Raw genomic sequence first — 20,223 nt, 5'->3', positions numbered from 1 at the left:
TGACCCGTCCTGAAATAGGTTGACACTACCCCCAACTTATTTTATGGATAAGCCAATCAATCAACGACGTAAGCGCACTCAGGGCGACTACACCTTGGCCTTTAAGCGCAGTGTCGTCCAGGAAGTCGAACAAGGCAGCTTGACCTATAAACAAGCCCAGGCCAAGTATGGGATCCAGGGCCGCTCAACGGTTTTGGTCTGGTTGCGGAAATTAGGTAGCTTAGACTGGCAGTTTCCCCCTCGATCCGCTATGAAAGCCAACCCTAACCCCGCTAAAGCCCCCACCCCCGAGCAGCGGATCAAAGAACTAGAAGCCGATTTGCAACGAGAGAAAGATCGGGTTCTGGCTTACCAAACATTAATTGAGGTGGCCGAGAAAGAGCATGGCCTCAACATTCGAAAAAAGGCTTCCCCCGCGCAGTCCACCGGCTCCAGACGGAGCGGCAAATGAGCCTGGTCTACATTTGTCAACTGTTCGGGGTCAGTCGCCAGAGTTATTACCAGGCTCAACAACGTCGACAACGCGACCAAACTACCAGGAATCGAGTGATTGAGTTAGTGCGGCAACAGCGTCGACTCATGCCCCGGCTTGGTACGCGTAAACTTCATTACTTACTGAAGCAGAAACTACAAGAGCAGCGAATCAAACTAGGGCGGGATGGCTTATTTAGCTGTTTGCGCCATGCAGGCTTGCTGGTGGGAGCGGCCCGTAGCTATCGCAAAACGACCGACTCCAGCCATTGGATGCGTAAATACCCCAATGCCACGAACGATCTGGTGGTTGAGCGGCCCAATCAACTCTGGGTAGCTGATATTACCTACTTAGAGGTAGCTCAGGGAGAAGCGTATCTGAGCCTGGTGACCGACGCCTACTCACGCAAGATCGTGGGTTATCACGTGCATGAGCAATTAACCGCAGCCGCGGTACGAGTCGCCTTCGAAGGGGCACTGAAGGCCAACAAACTCACCCAGCCCCTGATCCATCATTCGGATCGGGGGAGTCAGTATTGTGCCGACTACTATCAGCGTTTGCACCGCCAGTATGGTGTCACTTGTTCAATGACGGATGGCTCTGACTGCTACCAGAATGCACTGGCAGAGCGGATGAATGGCATTATAAAATACGAATTCCTAGTGGTGCGTCCGGCTGATTTGACTGAAGCGCGTCAGATGGTAGCTGAATCAGTAGCCATTTACAATCAACACCGGCCCCATCTGTCGTTAGCTTATCAAACCCCCGATCAAGTACACAAGCAACAAAAAGCAGCACCCACTTGAAAGGGGTGCTGCTTCAAGACAACATAATCAATAAACCTGTCAACCTATTTTAGGACGGGTCACTAGGCGTCGCTATCGGGAAAGTCGGCGCTGAGCGACAGGTCTTTCCAGGCCGTGAAGTTGTCGCGCAGGGCGTCGAGTTTCTCCGTAGCGAGTTTGTAGGCCATGTCGCCCAGCAGCAGCCGCAGATGGGGCGTATGGCTTTCCACGGCGTCGATGATAGCCTGGCTGCCGCGTACCGGGTCGCCCTTCTGTTTGCCGCTGTTGGCGAGGCTTGCGTCCATGCGCTTGCCCACCGTATCCTGGTAGTCGGTAAGGGCGGTTTCGGTGCGGGCTGTCGAGCGCCCGGCCCAGTCGGTGCGGAAAGGGCCCGGCTCGACCACCAGCACCCGGATGCCCAGGGGCTCCACTTCTTTTGCCAGCGATTCAGACAAGCCTTCGACGGCAAACTTGGTGGCGTGGTAAAACCCGGTGGCCGTAAAGCCCACCAGGCCGCCAATCGACGAGAAGTTGACGATGTGGCCGCTGCGCTGTGCCCGCATACCGGGCAGTACGGCCTGGGTCATGGCAATCAGGCCAAACACGTTGGTGTCGAACTGCGCCCGGATTTTGGCGTCCTCACCTTCTTCGATGCTGCTGAAATACCCGTAACCGGCGTTGTTGACCAGCACGTCGATGCGGCCGAAGGTGTCGTTGGCGTTGGCTACAGCTGCCTGAATCTGATCGGCTTTCGTAACGTCGAGCGGCAGCACCAGCGCCGTATCTGGATAGTGGCTGGCCAGATCGGTGAGCTGATCGGGGTGGCGGGCCGTAATAACGGCGTTCCAGCCCCGCTTTAGCACAAGAGTGGCCAGTTCACGACCAAACCCGGTCGAGCAGCCGGTGATAAACCAGACGGGTGCGTGTTGTTGTGTCATTGTGTTGATGCCGGAACCAACTGAGCCGCATCGGCGCGGCTGCAGTTCCGTATCGTGTATAACCCGGAAACCCCCGCGACAGTTAATGTGGCGGGGGTTTCAGTACCGTCAGTGTCGGGAGCATACTAGCGTCGGGCGGTTTGCGTGGTGCCAATGGGCCAGACCGTAAGGCTGTGGCAGGTAGCCGTGCCCCCGGTGGCCACGAGCACCAGCTGCCCGTCGTGTTTCGTCGGAAAAACCGCATCCGTCAGTACGCGCCGGCCACCATCAGCAAACACTTCGATCACCGCCTTGTCGACCAGCACATGCAGCTTCAGGCGGCCATTGGTCAGCGGCACCGGCATGGTTTCGACGCTCGGGAACCGGTCGCTGAACGTGACTTGGCCCGAGTGAGTACGGTCGAGGGAGAGCGTCTGCGTGGTTACGTCGTAGCGGAGCCGGGTAGCTTCGTCGCCACTGACGAGCAGATCGAGCCCCACCTGGCTGGCCGAGCCCACGCCCATATCGACCGTAAGTTCGTACGCTTCGCCCCGAAAGGGAACGGCAAGGGTACCGGTCACGGGCCGGCTGGTCAGCGTAACGGGTTTGCCGCGCAGCGGGTCCAGCGAGATGGGACGCTGCACCAGTTCGAGCCCGGCAGCGGTGCGGCTGAGTGCCAGCGTCCGCGGCAGCGCAAAGGTGCCCTTAAATGGCGTCGTCGGAATTTTGTTGGCGTATTCCCAGTCGTTGACCCAGCCGATAGTGATCGGGTTGGGCTGCGCGGCCGGGCGGTTATTGACCGGAATGGCTGCGTAGTAATCTTTCCCCCAGTCGACCACGTTCATGACGGCGGGCGCCAGTGGTTTGGGGTTGGCCGGGTCGAGCCGGAAGTCGCGCCCGTCGAAATCGCCCACGAAATACTGCATACCCAGGTAGCCTGGCTGCGGATGCCCCGCCGATACAAACAGCACCCATTTCGACCGTCCCGGCTCGCCGTCGATGGGTAAATTCATCAGGGCCGGGCATTCCCACACCCGCGACGTATCGGCCAGTGGCCCAAAATGGCTCAGTAAACGCCAGTCTTTCAGGTTGGTCGATTCGAACAGGGCTACCCGGTGCTCGGTAGCTTTCACGGTGGCCATCACCCATTTCTGCTGGGGAGCATACCAGAATACGTTAGGGTCTCGAAACTCCTTGCTGCTGAGGTCGAGCACGGGGTTGTGGGCGTACTGCTGCCAGGTCAGGCCGTTGTCGGCGCTGTAGGCCAGATTCTGGTACTGCGCCAGCTGTGTATCGCCCCGGGTTACGTTCCCCGTATACAGCGCCACCAGGCAGTAGCGGGTGCCGGTAGGGCAGAAACCCTGCCTGTTACCCTTGTCGATGACGGCACTGCCCGAGAAAATGGCCGTCTGGGTCTTACCATCGGGATGCGCAAACTCCGGAATGGCTAGCGGCTTATCCTGCCAGCGCAGCAGGTCGGCGCTGACGGCATGGCCCCAGCTCATGTGGCCCCACTCGTTGCCGAAGGGGTTATGCTGGTAGAACAGGTGATACTGCCGGCCGTCGAAAAGCAGGCCATTAGGGTCATTGACCCAGTTTTTAGGGGCCGTATAGTGGTAAACCGGGCGGTAGGCTTCGGGGGGGGCGGTCTGTCCCAGAGCCCCGGCGCCAACTGACAGCAGCAGGGCTATCTGCAGAAGTGATCGATACATAGTAGGTTAGTTCAGCACCTGCGTCGGCGCCTGCTGCTGGACAATGAGCGCGTTGATGGTGTCTTCGGTAAAGATCGGCGTAGCGCCCGGCCGCGTTGCCACGTAGGCGCCGGTAGCGCAGGCAAAAGCCAGTATATCGTTGGGCTGTTTGCCCTGAAGCAGCTTGTGCAGAAAGGCCGCCAGAAACGCATCGCCACTGCCGATCGTGTCGACCACGTCGACCCGGAGACCGACCTGACTGTAGAAGCCGGCCTGATCGAGCAGCACCGCGCCGGCACCGCCCAGTGTAACGCACAGCTGGGTCAGGTCGTACCGTTCCCGCAGATCGAGCATAGCCCGGTACAGGTTGTTTCGGTTGCCATACCAGCCCGCCAGCTCAGCCAGCTCGTGTTCGTTAAGCTTCACGATGTGGGCCGCCTGCAACAGCGTTTCTATAGTGGCCCGGTCGTAGTGGGGAGCCCGCAGGTTCACATCGAACACAGTACGTGGCGCTACGTCGAGCAGGGCGCGGAGCGTGGCCAATGTTTGCGGACTGCGGGCGGCCAGACTGCCATAGACAAACACATCGCTCTGCTGCACCACGTCGATCAGGTCGGGCGTGAGCTGGATATAATCCCAGGCAACGGGCTGAACGATCTTATACGTGACTTCGCTGGTATTGCTGATGTTGGCCTTGGCCACACCGGTGAGGTGGGTCTGGCCAACCTGAATCAACTGGGTGGGTAGTCCTTTTTCACCAATAAAGGTAAGCAGGTCGGTGCCCAGCTCATCGGCGCCTACCCGGCTGATCAGTTGCGACTGCAGCCCAAAGTTGCGCAGGCTGGCGGCCACGTTGAGCGGGGCTCCACCGGGCTGTTTGCTGGTGGGCAGCACGTCCCACAGGGTTTCGCCGAAGCAGGTTATCGTTGGGGTCATAACGCAGAAAAGAATTAGTGGATAAAAACAGTTTTTTCAACCCCTTCCAGGCTGGTACCCTTGGTTTCGGGCATGAGCCGCAGCACAAATACCAGCTGCAACACCATCATGACCGTGAAAAACAGGAAGGTGTTGCCACCCCCGAACTGCTCCGACAGGTAAGGGAAAGTGAAGGTGATGAGGGCGGCCATAAACCAGTGGGTGAAGCTGCCCAGCGCCTGGCCGCTCGCCCGCACCTCGTTTGGGAAAATCTCGGAAATAAACACCCAGATCACCGCGCCCTGCGAGAAACCGAAGAAAGCGATGTAAGCGAAGAGCAGCAGGGGTACGGTCAGACCGAAATCTTCGACATAAAAGGCCCGCGCCACCAGTCCCAGCGTGACAATCAGGCCGACCGAGCCGATTTTCATGAGTGTCCGGCGGCCGTAACGGTCGATCAGGTTCATCGAAATCAGCGTAAAGATCAGGTTGATCAGCCCAACGCCGGCCGATGAGAGCAGGGCCGAATTTTTGCCCAGCCCCGTCATTTCGAAAATGCGGGGGGCGTAGTAGATAATGGCGTTGATGCCCGATACCTGGTTGAAAACGGCAAACAGCACGGCCAGCAGCACGGGTGTTTTGTAGGCGCCCGAAAAGAGCCGCGCCGATGCCAGCCCCGGCTGTTCGCTGCTGGCCCGGATGGCCGCCAGGGTTTGTTCGGCCGTGTCGGGGTCGATCTGCTGCAACACTGTCAGCGCCTGGTCGGTGTCATGCTTTTTCAGGTAAAGCCAGCGCGGGCTCTCGGGCACGTTGAGTACCGCGATCAGGAAAATCAGGGAGGGAAGGGCCTGTACGCCCAGCATCCAGCGCCAGGGCTCATCGCCCACGTTGGCCAGCAGGAAGTTCGACAGGTAGGCGATCAGAATGCCCAGCACGACGTTGAACTGAAACAGCCCGACCAGCTTGCCGCGCGATTTCGGGGGCGAAATTTCAGTGATATACATCGGCGCGGCCACCGACGATGCGCCAACGCCCAGCCCGCCCAGAAACCGAAACACCAGAAAGACCGGCCAGGTAGGGGCCAGGGCTGTGCCGAGTGAAGCCAGCAGGTAAAGCACCGCAATCCAGAACAGGGTGGGTTTTCGACCCAGCCGCTCGGCCGGAATACCACCCGTCAGCGAGCCAATCACGGTGCCGATCAGCGCGATGGAAACGGTAAGACCATGCTCCCACACGCTCAGGTGCCAGAGGGCCTGCAGCGACTGTTCGACGCCGGATATGACGGCCGTGTCGAAACCAAACAGAAAGCCACCGAGGGCAGCTGTAATCGACCAGAAAAAGATGCGTTGTGCCTGACTCATAACTAGCGCAGATTGTCCGGTGAGGCCGGATCGGTAGCCCAAAGCTAGCCGGCGCGTTGGTGCCGCACTTTCGAAAGTCGTTCAGATAGTTATGATTCAGTGGGTTTGTTTAGTGGTCTGAAAATCAGTGCATTATTGGATAGGCGCCGGTGCCGGATTTCGGTTTTGTTACGGCCATTTCTGATTTTGTAACGCCTGATGCCGGCCACTGGCGCCGTTCGCTGGGGTCAGGCATCGAGGGGCGACCGGCGGTACTCCGAGGGGGTGCGTTTGGTGTGCTGCTTGAAGAACGTGGTGAAATAAGCCGGTGAACTGAATCCGGCTTCGTCGGCGATTTCGGCCACAGGCCTGCTGGTTTCGCGGAGCAGGTATTTGGCTTTCTTCAGCCGCACTTCGGTCAGGTAATCCATTACCGTCATATTCAGCAGGGCCTGTACTTTTCGATACAGCTGCACCCGCGACAGGCCCATTTCACGGCTCAGCTTCTCGACCCCAAAGGTGGAGTCGGCCAGGTGCTGCTCGATCAGGGCTGTCAGTTGGTTCAGGAATTTTTTGTCTTCCCGGTTACTGGTGCTCTGTCCCAGAAAGTCGGACGCATAGCGACGCTGCCACTTTTCGCGGTTAGCCAGGATGGTGCGCAGTGTTTCGAGCAGGTACGTCATGTTGAACGGCTTGGTGATGTAGGCATCGGCCCCCACGCGGGTGCCCTCGATGCGTTCGTCCATCTGTCCCCGGGCGGTCAGCAGCACCACCGGAATGTGGGACGTGCGCAGATCAGCTTTCACACGCTGGGTGAGCTGCAGCCCGTCCGTTCCGTCGGCCGGCGTTCCGCCCGACTCGCCCGACAGCATGATGTCGCTGATGATGAGGTCGGGAATAACGTCGAGGATGCGGGTCCAGGCTTTTTCGCCCGAGGCTTCGGCCAGCACGTCGTAGGTCGTGCCGAGTCGGGCGGTCAGAAAGGCGCGCAGGTCGTCGTTGTCCTCCACCAGCAGCAGGGTGCCCGCTTTAGGGCCGGGGCTGCCGATGGGGGCTGGGGCGTCGTCCTCGTCGAGTTCGGGCATCAGCCGTGGTCCGGCCGGCGAACCGGTCATTTCGTCGGGCGAGAGGTGGTCGTTACCCAGTGGCAGCTGGATGGTAAAGGTGGTGCCCCGTCCTTTTTCCGACGCCACACGCAGCTCGCCCTGGTGTAGCTGCACAAACTCCATCGACAGGGCTAGTCCGAGCCCTTTCGAGAGGTTGAAGGGTTGGGCACCGCTGTAGAACAGATCGAAGGCATGGGCCTGCTCGTCGGGCGTCATGCCCACGCCGTTATCCTGCACCGCAATCCACACCTGCCCATCGGCTACCCCAACCCGCACGTGAATCAGGCCCCCGCGCGGAGTGTATTTGAAGGCATTGGCCAGCAGATTGACAATGACCTTATCGAGTTTCTCTTCATCGAACCAGAGGGGCAGTTCGGTCAACTCGGTTAGCAGCTGCAGGTCGATGCGCTGCCGGTGGGCTTTGGGCGCGAAATCCTGCACGATGTGTCGGATAAACGGGAGCAAATCCTGTTGCGCGGTGCGCAGGCGCTGCTTGCCGGCGTCGGTTTTGCGGAGGTCGAGCATCTGGTCGATCAGGCGCCAGAGCCGGTTGGCGTTTTTCTGCACCAGCAGCAGGTTGCTGCGCAGGTCGGCCGGGCTTACACTTTTGCGGCTCAGCAGCTCTTCGGTTGGGGTGACGATGAGGCTGAGCGGGGTATTGAATTCGTGGGAGATGTAGGAATAAAACCGCAGTTTTTCTTCGGTAGCCAGCCGCGCCTGTGCCGATACCGCTTCGATCTGGTCTTTCTGCGCCCTGATTTCCTTATTCTGGCGCTCAAGGGTCTGGTAAGCCGTTTGTTTCGAGCGGAACAGGTAGAGCGCCCAGCCACCCAGCAGCATCACCACCAGCAAACTGGCCAGCGTCAGATACAGGGTGTTTTTCTGCGACGTGTAGGTCTGGGTCAGCGCATCGATACGCTGCATCTGCTTTTCAATGTCGCGCTGCTGCTCGGTGATCTTGCCGTTCTGAAGCGCCATGATCTGCACGTTGGTCGAGTCGATCAGCGTAATGGGCAGGCGGTTCTCGCGGCTGAACGGCTGCTTGTGCAGTATGGCTACCGCCGTCCGGATGGCTTCGCGGCCACCGGTGGGGTACAGCACGGTGCCGCTGAGCAAACCCCGCCTGACCAGGTCGATGCCTTCGTTGGGGCCGGGCAACCCATCGACCCCAATGATCTGAACGCGTCGGGTCAGCCCCAGCCGGGCGCAGATGGTATGGGCTTTCAGCGCATTGCGGTCGTTCTGGGCGAAGATAAGCCGAATCGAGGGCTGGGTTTTCAGCAGCGTGGCCAGGCGGTCGGCAAACGAACGGGTGTCCCAGTCGCCCTCCAGTCGGGCCACCAGCTGCAGACCGGGAGCGGTCTGCAGGCGCTCGACAAAGCCCCGGTGCCGATCGATGTCGGCCGACGAGCCCGGCGATTCGCCCACTTCCACAATGCCACCCCGCCCCCGCAGCAGCGACCGGGCGTAGAGCCCCGCCGTGCGGCCCACCTCCAGGTTGTCGGCACCTACGTAGGCCGTGTACTGATCCGAAGCTGTCCGGCGGTCGAGAATAACGACGGGAATACCCTGCTGGTAGGCTTTTTCGACGATGGGCGTGATAGGCCGGGCCGCGTTGGGCGACACAATCAGCAGGTCGACGCGCTGGTCGATGAGTTCCTGAATCTGCTGCACCTGCCGCTGGCTGTCGCCATTGGCGTTTTTAACGATAAACTGAATGTCGGGGTGAAACGAGAGTTCCTGCTTCATGCTCTCGCGCATGCTCTGCCGCCAGGTGTCGGCCTCGGTGCGCTGCGAGAAGCCGATCCGGTACGTAGGCTCATCGGCCGTCGCTACGCATCCGGTCAGCAGCAGGCCCACCAGCCACAGCAACAGCCGGGAAGGGGAAACGTAAACAGCCAGAAGCAGCACAGGACGGCGCATAGACGCAGCAGCGAAACAGGATTGTCTAAAGATAGTGTAGAACGAAATGGTTGTAACGATTGCGGGGCAGAATACCACCGGCCGCCCGGAACCCACAAAAATACCCCTGTCCGGCAAACAGCCCACCCGAAACCGGATGGCTGTCTGCTGGCAGGGGTACTGGACCCATGCGGGCCCGGCGCAATGGCGCCTTAAAACACCAGTTTCTTCACACCCGCCAGCGACTGTTTCACACTGTCGCTAGGGGTCAGGGTGCCGTATTGTTCAACCTCGACGAAGAAATGCTCGACGCCGGCGCGTTTGGCCGCGGCCAGTATAGGGCCCATCTTCAGATTGCCTTTACCCACTACGGTCGATACTTTCGGATCTTTGGCATCGCGGTCTTTGATGTGGGCCATCGTATAGCGGCCGGGGTACTTGTTGAAATACGTGATGGGGTCTTTGCCAGCAGCAATCACCCAGAAAATATCGAGCTCGAACGTGACCAGTTTGGGGTCGGTGCCGCGTACGAGCGTGTCGTAGGGCACCAGCCCTTCCAGTTCGGTAAACGGGTAATCGTGGTTGTGGTACCCAAACTGCAGGCCGGCTTTCTGGGTTTGCTCGCCCAGGCGGTTGAACTCGTCGGCCACTTTGCGGAAGCCGCTCATCGACTGGCGCCGGTCTTCTGGAATCGACGATACGACGAGCTTCTGAAAACCGGCCGCTGCGGCATCGGCAATGGCTTTCTCCATGTCGGCGGCCAGACCCGTGTGGGTACTGATAGGTGTCAGCCCCAGCTCCTTGAGATAGCCGCTGAACTCGGTGGGCGACATGCCCCACAAAAAGCCCTGGCTGCCCGGGTACGATTCGATTTCCTTATACCCCATGGCGGCTACTTTTTTGAGCGTGCCGCGGGCGTCTTTTTCCATGTCGTCGCGCAGCGAATAGAGCTGCAGCCCCGGTTTGGTAATGGTCGCACTGGATGCCCGCAGCGCGGCTGGGAGCAGCGCGGCTCCGGCGGTCAGGGCACCCGCCTGCTGGAGAAACAAACGTCGGTTGAGTGTCATGCTGGATCAGGATTGGTTGTAGGGTGAACGGATGAACGGGCCTGTTTTGTGTGCAGCCCCCCGTAAAAACGCCGGTGCGGGCATACCGGTCATCCGTCGGCGATGGTGTAGCTTTGCCGCAGCATCAACCTCAATCACGCATTCTGTATGACCAACCGCTTTGTGTATGCCCTCGGACTGGCGCTGGCCCTGAGCAGCTGTCAGCCGGGCGAACAGACGCCCTGTACGGCTACCCCCGTAACCGTTAAAGCGCCTGATAATGAAATAGCTACGCTTCGGCAAACGCTGGCTGCCAAAGGGATAACGGCCACCTACGACGACCGGGGATTTTTCTACACCATCAAAACGCCGGGCAAAGGGGCTAAACCCACCATCTGCTCCAACGTGACGGTCAATTATACCGGCAAGCTCACCAACGGCACCACGTTCGACAGTGGCGAAGGCGTCAGTTTCGGTCTGGGGCAGCTTATTCTGGGCTGGCAGGAGGGAATTCCACTCGTGGCACCGGGCGGCACCGTAACGCTGTACCTGCCGCCGAGTCTGGCCTACGGCCCGCAGGAGCAGAGCGGTATTCCGGCCAACTCGATTCTGATCTTCGACATCGACCTGCTGTCGATCAACTAAGCAAAGCGGGGGTGGCCCGTCGACCGACTGACCACCCCCGCTGCTGACGGTGTGTGCCAACTATTTGGTAGCGGTATAAAAAAAGTCGAGACTGCCGGCCGGATCCTGGCTCACCAGATAGTCGGTGTACTTGATTTCGGCGGCCAGCCCGTCGGCCTGCAGCAGCCGGTTGCGGTTGAGCCGGTTCATCAGGTCGTAAGGCACCTGCAGCAGCCGGCGGGGCAGCCGGTACTGAAGGTTGAAAATATCGAAGCGGGTCAGCTTTTTCACCGACGCTTTGTTCTGCTCGTAATAGGTCATCACCTTGCCGTTGCCGTGGATGCCTTTGGTGTCGACGGTCGGGAAATATTTGCCCATGAGCGTCCTGAGGCCGTCGGCGTAGTATTCGCGTACGTGCCAGGGGTTGCGGGTCAGCGAAAACGTTTTGTTGACCGTGGTCAGCAGCAGTTTGCCACCCGGTTTAAGCACGCGGTGGGCTTCTTTAATGAAAAGGTCGTCGTTTTCGATGTGTTCGATCACCTGAAACGTAACGATGTAGTCGAACGTATTGTCGGGCAGACCCGTCAGGGGCGGAATGTTGGCCGCAATAAAGGTAGCCGCCGGGTACTCGGCGCTGAGGGCCGTGATCAGGTCGGTGTTTTTATCGATACCGGTGTAGTGGTCGGCGGCTTTGGTCAGCAGCTCGAGGCCCCGGCCCCAGCCGCAGCCGATTTCGAGTACCTTGCCGCTAACCTGCTCAGCCGCTTCGATATACGGAAACAGCAGCCGCTGGTGAACAGGATTGTCAGACGCGATTTCGGCAGAGGTAATCTCGGTGGTCTTGTACATACGCTTGCAATTGGTTTGTAAAAATACTCTTTTGCGGGGGCAAAGAAAAAAAAGCCCGTCGGGCGGGCGAGGTTGCCGGCCTGCCAACGCAAAAATGCACGCGGCCGGGCGGCAGAACGGCCCGCTTTTTTCGTTATGCATAGGCGGGTGCTGCCGGCTGGTCTGGTGGCCTGCAGCGACCCGCTGCTGATCTGATTACTCTGCTATGCGACTACTGTCTGCTCTACTGTCTATTTCGCTGCTGGCGGGTTGTGCCGGTTCAAAAAAAACGCAGCCGGCCCGCGCCACTACGGCCTATGAAGCCCGCACGGAAGCCAGCCGCCGGCCCGATGCACCGGCCTCCCGTCCGGCCGGTCCGCCCCCCGTTCGGCAGGGCGAACCCACGGCGGCCCCCGCGCCGGCCGTACCCGTAGCCGACCGCTCGTCGGGCTGGGTCGTTACGGCCATCAAAGGCAAATTTCTGGCGATCGACAGCACTACGCTGCGCGTTTTTCTGGACATGACCGCCGTGACCCCAACGGGACAGTTGCCTACACCCGCTGAGTTTGCCGAGCATTTTCAGGTGGCCTACGTGATGTATCCCGATTACAACAACCGCGAGCGGCTGGGCTACGGCAACGTGTCGCTGACCGAACCCGCCGTGGTGCGGCAGGCCGACCACCTGACGGTTACGTTCGAGGTAAAGCGACCCGCCAACCGGCTCGACCTCGCCGGCGGGGTGCTGCTGACCGAAATCACCGAAGTGGCCAGCGGCACCAAAGCGCGCAACGATCTGCCCCTGCGGTTCCGCGGCCTCCGGACCAGCGACCGCTTTGCCCTGCTCGACCCGTCGGGCCGCTTACCGCTGCAGCGAAACTACGTCAACGTTGGCGACACCGTGCGGGTGGGCGACCTGGCCGGTACGCGCAAGGTGCTCTACGGGGTTCGCTACCGCCACGATTTCGAAGCAGCCTCATCGCCAATGAATACGGCCCCGCGCCCGGCGGCCCGATCGCTCACGGTCGATTCCACGCTGACCATCACGACCAGCCAGCCATTTGTGCTGCCCCGCGAAGGGCTGTACTATTTTACGGAAGACACGACCGATGCCAATGGTATCGGTCTGGTGGCAGCCGATGGTCGTTTCCCCAAACTCACGCGCCCCGAAAAACTGGTGAAGCCGGTGCTCTACGTAAGCACCAGCACCGAGATCAATGAAATGACCCAAGCCCAGAACACGAAAAAAGCGTTCGACAAGTACTGGCTGACGCTGATGGCGGGTAACGAAGACGTGGCCCGGCGTACCATCCACGCTTATTATGATCGGGTAGAAGATGCTAACCGCCTGTTTACGACCTACAAGGAAGGCTGGAAAACCGATAAAGGCATGATTTACATCGTACTGGGACCACCCGACCGGATTCAGCGGAATCGCGAACGAGAGGTGTGGGTCTATCTTCGGCGCGCCAACGTTCCGGAGATAAACTTTACCTTTACGAAAAAATCGAATCAATTTGTCGAGGATCATTACGAACTGGTGCGCTTCATTGAGTATCAGCCGGTTTGGTACCCGATTGTCGAAGCATGGAGAACCGGCGCAATCCGCGAGTAAATCGCCCCAATCAGCACAAATCATACAACAACAAACCATCGTACAGCCCCGGCCCCGACGAAATGGTGTTCGGTATCCAGTCGGTTATCGAAACCCTGCGCTCGGATCAGCAGATCGATAAGCTGTATATGGAGAAGGGGATGAGCAACCCCGACATCCAGAATCTGGCGTTCCAGAACCGGGTGACCATTCAGCGCGTGCCGGTGGAGCGGCTCGACCGCCTGACCCGCAAAAACCACCAGGGCGTGGTGTGCCTCATCTCGCAGGTGCAGTACGTCAAGCTATCCAACGTGATCGCCGATGTGTATGAGCGGGGCGAAACCCCGTTTATTCTGCTGCTCGACCGCATCACCGACGTGCGCAACTTCGGTGCCATTGCCCGCACCGCCGAATGTACGGGCGTGCAGTGCATCGTGATTCCGGGACGTGGGGCGGCTGCCATCAACTCCGACGCCATGAAAACCTCGTCGGGGGCACTCAACCACATCTCGGTGTGCCGCGAGCCCGACCTGACCGAAACCGTCAAATACCTGCAGCAGTCGGGCGTAACGGTGGTGGCCTGTACCGAAAAATCGAGCCGCGACCTCTACGAACGCAGCACCGACCTGACCGGCCCCATGGCCGTGATTATGGGTTCGGAAGAAGATGGAATCTCGCCCGAGCTGCTGCGCATGGTCGACACCCACGTCAAGATTCCCCTGCTCGGTGCCGTTGGGTCGCTCAACGTATCGGTAGCAACGGGCGTGGTGCTCTACGAAGCCGTCCGTCAGCGCACGGTAGCCGCCCAGCTGGCGGCCGGTGCCACCGATTCCGAATAGAATAGGCCGGGCCATCCATCCTGCCTACCCGCAGCCAGATCATCAGCCCGATGGTCTGGCTGTGCCTTTTCCGGGCCTGACCGGCGGGGGTAGGTTGGTCGCGTTTTGGCTGTATCTTGTAGCCATGCAACCCGACTCGTTTCGAATGAATCCGGCCGCACCCCCCGCCCGGCTGCTGATTGTGCTGGCTTTTGCGGCCATTTACCTGATCTGGGGCTCAACGTTTCTGGCGATTGCCTGGGCAATCGACACCATTCCGCCCCTGCTCACCATGGGCATCCGCTTTACGGTGTCGGGGATGCTGTTGTTTGGCTATGGCTACCGGCGGAGCCAGGGCTACTGGCCATCGGCGGGACAGTGGGGGTGGGCTGCCGTGGCGGGTTTTCTCATGATCTTCATCGACTACGGTGCGCTGAGCTGGGCCGAGCAGTATGTTCCGTCGGGCGTGGCGTCGGTCATACTGGCCACTACGCCCATCTGGCTGGTACTGCTCGACGGACCCCAGCGGGCGCAGCTGTTTCGGAGCCCGCTGCTGGCGGCCGGGATACTGGGCGGGCTGCTGGGGGTGTGGCTTATTTACTCGGGCAGCCGGCAGGCGGTTCCGCCGACGGGGCTGGCGGCTACCCGCTACGGACTCGGTATGCTGGCGCTGCTGCTGTCGGCGCTGAGCTGGGCCGTGGGTACCCTCGTTTACCGCGACCGCAATGGGTCAATCAATATCCCGACCCGTATGGGCATGCAGATGCTGGTGGGTGGGGGGCTTTTGCTGGTGGTGAGCGGCCTGGCGGGTGAGTGGCATTCGGTTCGGCCCGATCAGATAACGGCGACCTCGGTATACTCGCTGCTTTATCTCATTGTCTTTGGTACGCTGGTGGCCCATACGGCTTACCTGTGGCTGATGCAGGTACAGCCCCCGGCGCTGGTGGGTACCTACGCCTATGTGAATCCGGTGGTGGCGCTGCTGCTGGGCTGGGGGCTCGACGGGGAGCCGCTCACGGCTCTGATCGGCCTGGCTACCCTGATCATTCTGGGCGCCGTCGTGCTCATTAAACGGGCGGGTCCTCCCACTGATTAGAAACAACCAACCCCTCCCTTTACCGCAGCATGGAAACTACCCGCAGACAATTTTTGATGCAGCTCGGATTCGGCGTCGCCGGTCTGACTCTGGCCGGCCGGGCTTCGGCATCGCACTGGCTGGCACCGACCCGCGTGGCCGGGTTGCCGCGCAGCCTGCCCGAAGCGCAGGGCGTGACCTCGGCCGGGCTTATGGACTTTGTAAAGGCGGTGGAGAAGGCATCGCTCAACCTGCACAGTCTGATGGTGGTGCGCCACGGGCAGGTGGTAGCCGAAGGCTGGTGGGCTCCTTACGCAGCTCCCCTAAAGCATACGCTCTATTCGCTCAGCAAAAGCTTTACGTCGACGGCGGTAGGTATGGCCGTCGCCGAGGGAAAACTGTCGGTCGAGGATCGGGTAGTGTCGTTCTTTCCGAACGATCTGCCGGCAACGGTGTCGTCTAACCTGGCCGCTATGCGCATACAGGATCTGCTGACCATGAGCACCGGCCACGCCACCGATTCGGCTCCGGTGCTGTTTGCTGATCCCGACCAGAACTGGCCGCGTGCCTTTCTGGCTCACCCCGTTGCCCATGAGCCGGGTACGTTTTTTGTCTACAACAGTGGGGCCACGTATATGCTGTCGGCCATTGTGCAGCAGAAGACGGGCCAGCCGGTACTCGACTACCTGAAACCGCGGCTGTTCGAACCGCTGGGCATCAGTGGGGCCGACTGGGAAACCGATCCCAAAGGTGTCGACACGGGGGGCTGGGGCCTGCGGGTGCGCACCGAAGACATTGCCAAATTCGGTCAGCTGTACCTGCAGAAAGGCATGTGGCAGGGCAAACGCCTGCTGCCCGAAGCCTGGATTGCCGACGCGACCCGCGCCCATATTCAGTCGAAGGGTGGTTCGGGAGGTCCCGACGTCAACGACTGGGTGCAGGGCTACGGGTATCAGTTCTGGCGCTGCCGCCACAATGCCTACCGGGGCGATGGGGCCTTCGGTCAGTTCTGCATCGTGCTGCCCGAACAGGATGCCGTCATTGCCATCACGTCCGAAACGCCCGACATGCAGGGCATTCTGAACCAGGTCTGGAACCACATACTGCCGGCGCTGCAGGGCAAGGGACTAACGACCGACGCCCGACCGGTACAGAAAGCGCTGAAGCAGCAACTGGCGGGCCTGTCGTTTATGCCACCGATCGGTATCGACCCGCCGGCCCGCCAGGCCGCTGTCAGCGGCAAGACCTACCAGATAGCCGACAATAGTCTGGGTATCAAAACTGTGTCGCTTACGTTCCGGACGAACGAAGCCCGGTTCACGATGCAGGATGCGCAGGGCCCCCGCGATGTGCTGTGTGGCCTGAGCGAATGGCGGCAGGGACAAACTTCGCTCTCGCCCGATCCGCTTAAGCTGGTACCCACGTCTGTGCCCGGCGAAACCCGTACCACGCTCTGTGCCACCGGCAGCTGGACCGATGCCAATACGTATGCCATGATCTGGCGATTTATCGAAACGGCCCACTACGAAACCGTCACCTGCCGCTTCACCGACGGGGGCGTAACGGTCGAATTCCGCAGCAGCCTGTCGATCATAACGCCCAACGGCAAGGACAAACGGCCCATCCTGACGGGCCGCCTGATGGCCTGAGGGAGCCGATACCCCATAAAAAAACCTTTCCACCGTGGCGGAAAGGTTTTTTTATGACCGAATCAGCATTGTACTACGATGCTTTCTTGGTGGTCTTGGTGGCAGTTTTGCTCGACGACGATTTTTTGGTCGACGTCTTTTTGGTGTCATCAAGCGAGTTGATCCAGACGGCCAGTTTCATGGCATCTTCCTTGGGTACCTGCTTCATGGCCATCATCGGGGGGTAGCCCGGCCAGTGGCTTGGAATCGGGTTATAGATCAGGTTGACGATCTCCTCATTCGAGTATTTTTTCTTGGCTACATCTACGTAAGCCGGACCAACCAGTTTCTGATTTGGACGGTGGCAGGCAATACAGGTGTACTTGCTCATCAGGGCGTTCATGTCAGCCGGGATGTCGCCAGCCGGAGTCTGTGCCTGGGTGTCCATAGCGACCAGTGCCAGCGCAGCTGCGAAAAGTAGTCCAAACGATTTTTTCATGAGAATCGGGAAACGATAAGGTAAAGAAATAGGGATGATCGTACTGACATCAGCCCTCACAAAAATAGACGTTCCGGCGGATAAGCCAATCGACCGCCGTCATTTTAGGCGAAAACACCTGTTTGACAATGGATTCGCCGGTGGGTTTAATCGCTGGCCAAAAAAAACCGTAATTCATTACCCACCTGGTCGGTGCCGGGGCCTGCCTATTTTTAAGCAACTTTGTCAGAACGGCGAGTCAGGCATATTGGCTCGACCCATTCATATAAGCCGTATACCGCTTTTTTGTTTTGACCGTTCCATCGTTATGAACCCCATCGATCGCTTTTCGGGACACGCCGGTCTCTACGCGCAGTTTCGCATCGACTACCCGGCTCCGCTGTACGACTTTATTCTGCAGGGCGTGCCCACCCGGGAGGCTGCCTGGGACTGTGCGACGGGTAACGGACAGGTAGCCGTGGCCCTGGCCGACTGGTTTACCCGGGTAGAGGCTACCGACATCAGCGAAACGCAGTTGCTGCTGGCTCCCCAGCGCCCTAACATTACCTATCAGCTGAGCCGCGCCGAGCAGACCCCGTTTGCCCCCCAGTCGTTCGACCTGATTACGATTGCGCAGGCCGTCCACTGGCTCGATGTGGATGCTTTCCACGCCGAAGTGCACCGCCTGGCCCGACCCGGGGCCGTGGTGGCCGAGTGGGGCTACGGGCTGGTACAGCTCGGTACCGACCTCGATCCGATGATGGTCGACTTTTACCGCAACTGGGTCGGGCCGTATTGGGATCCGCAGCGCGCCCACATCGATGATCGATACGCCCGGCTGGGCTTCCCGTTTTCCGCCGTCGAACACGCCACCTTCACCGCTGAACGCCACTGGACGCTCGACCGGCTGCTGAATTACCTCCGTACCTGGTCGGCAGTGCGGCAGTACATCCACGAAAACGACGAAGACCCGGTGACGGGTCTCGGTCTGCGGCTGCAACCGCTATGGGGTACGGGCGAACGGCTCGTGCAGTTCCCGATCTTTTGCCGTAAAGGGCAGGTGTAGGTTTAGTTTTCAGTTTGTGGTTTTGTTTACGGTTTACGGTTTGTGGTTTACGGTTTTCAGTGCGTAGCGGGCCAATTCGTAGCCTGGGTGCTGAGTACTGCAAACGGAAAACTGTATACTGAAAACCACAAATTGAAAACCACAAACCACAAAGCCCTACGCGTTGATCACGGTGCCGCCGTTGACGTGCATGACCTGACCGGTGATGTACGACGCGCCTTCCGATGCCAGAAACACGTAGGCCGGGGCGAGTTCGGCGGGTTGGCCGGCGCGCTTCATGGGCGTATCATCGCCAAAGGCTGCTACTTTCTCGGGCGTCAGCGAAGCGGCAATCAGGGGCGTATAGATGGGGCCGGGGGCTACCCCGTTGACGCGAATCCCTTTCTCCACCAGGTTCTGCGACAGCGAGCGCGTAAAGGCCGTAACGGCTCCCTTGGTCGATGCATAATCGACGAGCGTTTCGCTGCCCCGGTACGACACGACCGAGGTTGTGTTGATGATACAGTCGCCGGCCGACAGATGCGGGAGCACTGCTTTGGTGAGTCGGAAAATACCGATGATGTTGATCTCGAACGTGTCGATCAGCTGCTCGTCGTCGATATCCGTAAAGTCGTCCTGCGGAATGTGGTTAGCCGCATTGTTGACCAGAATATTGATCGTACCAAAGGCGTCGATAACCCGGTCGACCGTTTCCTGACTGTAAGCCAGATCGCGGAGGTTGCCGGGCAGCAGCAAGGCCTGTTGCCCCTCGGCTTCGATCAGCTGCTTCGTAAACTGCGCATCGGCTTCTTCGCGGGGGTGGTAGGCAATGGCCACATCGGCACCCTCGCGGGCAAAGTGAACGGCTACGGCCCGGCCAATGCCGCTGTCGCCCCCGGTGATCAGCGCCTTTTTCCCCTTGAGCTTGTTGGCTCCCCGGTAATCGTCGAGGATGTAGAGGGGCTGTGGGGTCATTTCGTGTTCCAGACCCGGTTGTTCGTCCTGATGCTGGGGTGGTATGGGGATATCCAGTTGTTGCATGGCAGTAGGGAGGTTAGGCGTTGACGATGGTGCCGCCGTTGGGGTGAATAATCTGACCGGTTACGTAGGTCGAGTCGGCTGAGGCCAGGTACACGTAGGCGGGAGCCACTTCGCTGGGCTGGCCCGGGCGCTGCATCGGCACCGCCTTGCCAAACTCGGCTACCTCCTCCGCACTGACCGATGCGGGGTTCAGCGGTGTCCAGATGGGGCCGGGGGCTACCCCGTTTACCCGAATCTTTTTGCCGACCAGGCTGCCCGAGAGCGCCCGGGTAAATGTCATGATGGCGCCTTTTGTGGCGGAGTAATCGAGCAGATCGGCGCGTCCCTGATAAGCCGTCACCGACGTGGTGTTGATAATGGTATCGCCCTCGTGGAAGTGCGGCACGGCGGCCCGCGTTACCCGAAACATCGAATAAACGTTGGTTTCGAACGTTTTGAGCAGTTCAGCATCATCGATGTCGTCAAGGCTCTGGTTCTGGTACTGCACACTGGCATTATTGACCAGAATGTTGAGGGTGCCGAACCGGCTAACCGTATCGGCGACTACCTGGGCGCAGAAAGCGGGCTGGCGCAGATCGCCCGCCAGGGTCAGGCAATGCTGTCCTTCGGCCTCGACCAGTTCTTTGGTTTGCTGGGCGTCGACTTCCTCGCGGGGCGTGTACACGATGGCGACATGTGCCCCTTCGCGGGCGAAGTGAACGGCCACGGCGCGACCGATGCCACTGTCGCCCCCCGTAATCAGGGCTACCTTTCCCTTGAGTTTGCCCGACCCTTCGTAGCTGGCTTTGATAAACTCCGGCTGCGGGGTCAGTTCGGCTTCGATGCCCGGTTGCACATCCTGGTGCTGGGGCGGAATTTGCATGTTCATACGACTGTCGTTGAGCGGTTGTCTACAGCAATAAGCCCAAACCGGGTCTGGAT

17 protein-coding genes are annotated in these 20,223 nt (G+C 59.7%); 7 read left to right on the top strand and 10 right to left on the bottom strand.

The window, feature by feature from the left end:
* Positions 1-55 precede the first annotated feature (55 nt).
* A protein-coding gene (locus ACYVAC_RS02395; protein ID WP_461095965.1) for an IS3 family transposase occupies positions 56-1,278 on the top strand; the annotation gives its coding sequence in 2 pieces (ribosomal slippage) (positions 56-413 and positions 413-1,278; 1,224 coding nt in all).
* A gap of 62 nt (positions 1,279-1,340) precedes the next feature.
* Here ACYVAC_RS02395 and ACYVAC_RS02390 read toward each other — a convergent pair.
* The 6 genes from ACYVAC_RS02390 to ACYVAC_RS02365 all read right to left on the bottom strand — a co-directional run bounded on the left by ACYVAC_RS02390 (position 1,341) and on the right by ACYVAC_RS02365 (position 10,195).
* Positions 1,341-2,195 carry an oxidoreductase gene (locus tag ACYVAC_RS02390; RefSeq protein ID WP_461095952.1) on the bottom strand — a complete coding sequence of 285 codons (855 nt, stop codon included), beginning with the start codon at positions 2,193-2,195 and terminating at the stop codon, positions 1,341-1,343.
* Between the two features lie 125 nt (positions 2,196-2,320).
* On the bottom strand, positions 2,321-3,886 hold the full coding sequence (locus tag ACYVAC_RS02385; protein WP_461095950.1) for a glycoside hydrolase family 32 protein: 1,566 nt from the start codon (positions 3,884-3,886) through the stop codon (positions 2,321-2,323).
* Positions 3,887-3,892: 6 nt separating this feature from the next.
* A complete protein-coding gene (locus ACYVAC_RS02380; protein WP_461095949.1) occupies positions 3,893-4,801 on the bottom strand; it encodes a carbohydrate kinase family protein in 909 nt (302 codons plus the stop codon).
* Positions 4,802-4,815: 14 nt separating this feature from the next.
* Complete coding sequence (locus ACYVAC_RS02375) at positions 4,816-6,141, bottom strand: sugar porter family MFS transporter (protein ID WP_461095948.1); 1,326 nt, start codon at positions 6,139-6,141, stop codon at positions 4,816-4,818.
* 227 nt (positions 6,142-6,368) lie between these two features.
* Entirely contained in the window at positions 6,369-9,149 is a 2,781-nt protein-coding gene (locus ACYVAC_RS02370; RefSeq protein ID WP_461095947.1) for a substrate-binding domain-containing protein, read from the bottom strand.
* Between the two features lie 191 nt (positions 9,150-9,340).
* Positions 9,341-10,195, bottom strand: coding sequence for a sugar phosphate isomerase/epimerase family protein (locus tag ACYVAC_RS02365; protein ID WP_461095946.1), 855 nt, complete (start codon positions 10,193-10,195; stop codon positions 9,341-9,343).
* 147 nt (positions 10,196-10,342) lie between these two features.
* Here ACYVAC_RS02365 and ACYVAC_RS02360 point away from each other — a divergent pair, with 147 nt between their 5' ends.
* The gene (locus ACYVAC_RS02360; protein WP_461095945.1) at positions 10,343-10,819 is read left to right on the top strand and encodes an FKBP-type peptidyl-prolyl cis-trans isomerase; all 477 of its coding nucleotides are present in this window, start codon (positions 10,343-10,345) and stop codon (positions 10,817-10,819) included.
* Positions 10,820-10,879: 60 nt separating this feature from the next.
* Here the strand turns inward: ACYVAC_RS02360 and ACYVAC_RS02355 are convergent, their stop codons facing one another.
* Positions 10,880-11,647: a class I SAM-dependent methyltransferase gene (locus ACYVAC_RS02355; protein WP_461095944.1), complete on the bottom strand. Its 768-nt coding sequence runs from the start codon at positions 11,645-11,647 to the stop codon at positions 10,880-10,882.
* 205 nt (positions 11,648-11,852) lie between these two features.
* On the opposite strand from ACYVAC_RS02355, the gene ACYVAC_RS02350 reads away from it, so the two are divergent.
* The 4 genes from ACYVAC_RS02350 to ACYVAC_RS02335 all read left to right on the top strand — a co-directional run bounded on the left by ACYVAC_RS02350 (position 11,853) and on the right by ACYVAC_RS02335 (position 16,759).
* Positions 11,853-13,238, top strand: coding sequence for a GWxTD domain-containing protein (locus ACYVAC_RS02350; RefSeq protein ID WP_461095943.1), 1,386 nt, complete (start codon positions 11,853-11,855; stop codon positions 13,236-13,238).
* Positions 13,211-14,056, top strand: coding sequence for a 23S rRNA (guanosine(2251)-2'-O)-methyltransferase RlmB (gene rlmB / locus ACYVAC_RS02345; protein ID WP_461095942.1), 846 nt, complete (start codon positions 13,211-13,213; stop codon positions 14,054-14,056). The genes ACYVAC_RS02350 and rlmB overlap by 28 nt, the downstream gene beginning before the upstream one ends.
* A gap of 124 nt (positions 14,057-14,180) precedes the next feature.
* Complete coding sequence (locus ACYVAC_RS02340; protein WP_461095941.1) at positions 14,181-15,131, top strand: EamA family transporter; 951 nt, start codon at positions 14,181-14,183, stop codon at positions 15,129-15,131.
* Positions 15,132-15,187: 56 nt separating this feature from the next.
* Positions 15,188-16,759, top strand: coding sequence for a serine hydrolase domain-containing protein (locus tag ACYVAC_RS02335; RefSeq protein WP_461095940.1), 1,572 nt, complete (start codon positions 15,188-15,190; stop codon positions 16,757-16,759).
* Between the two features lie 73 nt (positions 16,760-16,832).
* Here ACYVAC_RS02335 and ACYVAC_RS02330 read toward each other — a convergent pair whose 3' ends face one another.
* Positions 16,833-17,237: a c-type cytochrome gene (locus ACYVAC_RS02330; RefSeq protein ID WP_461095939.1), complete on the bottom strand. Its 405-nt coding sequence runs from the start codon at positions 17,235-17,237 to the stop codon at positions 16,833-16,835.
* Positions 17,238-17,544: 307 nt separating this feature from the next.
* Here ACYVAC_RS02330 and ACYVAC_RS02325 point away from each other — a divergent pair, with 307 nt between their 5' ends.
* The gene (locus ACYVAC_RS02325; protein WP_461095938.1) at positions 17,545-18,282 is read left to right on the top strand and encodes a class I SAM-dependent methyltransferase; all 738 of its coding nucleotides are present in this window, start codon (positions 17,545-17,547) and stop codon (positions 18,280-18,282) included.
* A 156-nt stretch (positions 18,283-18,438) separates the two neighbouring features.
* Here ACYVAC_RS02325 and ACYVAC_RS02320 read toward each other — a convergent pair whose 3' ends face one another.
* On the bottom strand, positions 18,439-19,302 hold the full coding sequence (locus tag ACYVAC_RS02320) for an SDR family oxidoreductase (protein ID WP_461095937.1): 864 nt from the start codon (positions 19,300-19,302) through the stop codon (positions 18,439-18,441).
* Between the two features lie 13 nt (positions 19,303-19,315).
* Positions 19,316-20,170 carry an SDR family oxidoreductase gene (locus tag ACYVAC_RS02315; protein ID WP_461095936.1) on the bottom strand — a complete coding sequence of 285 codons (855 nt, stop codon included), beginning with the start codon at positions 20,168-20,170 and terminating at the stop codon, positions 19,316-19,318.
* Between the last annotated feature and the right edge of the window lie 53 nt (positions 20,171-20,223).

The organism is Spirosoma luteolum (assembly GCF_054778875.1).
Note: the sequence above shows the minus strand (reverse complement) of the source record. Positions and strands in the feature narration are given on the sequence as shown.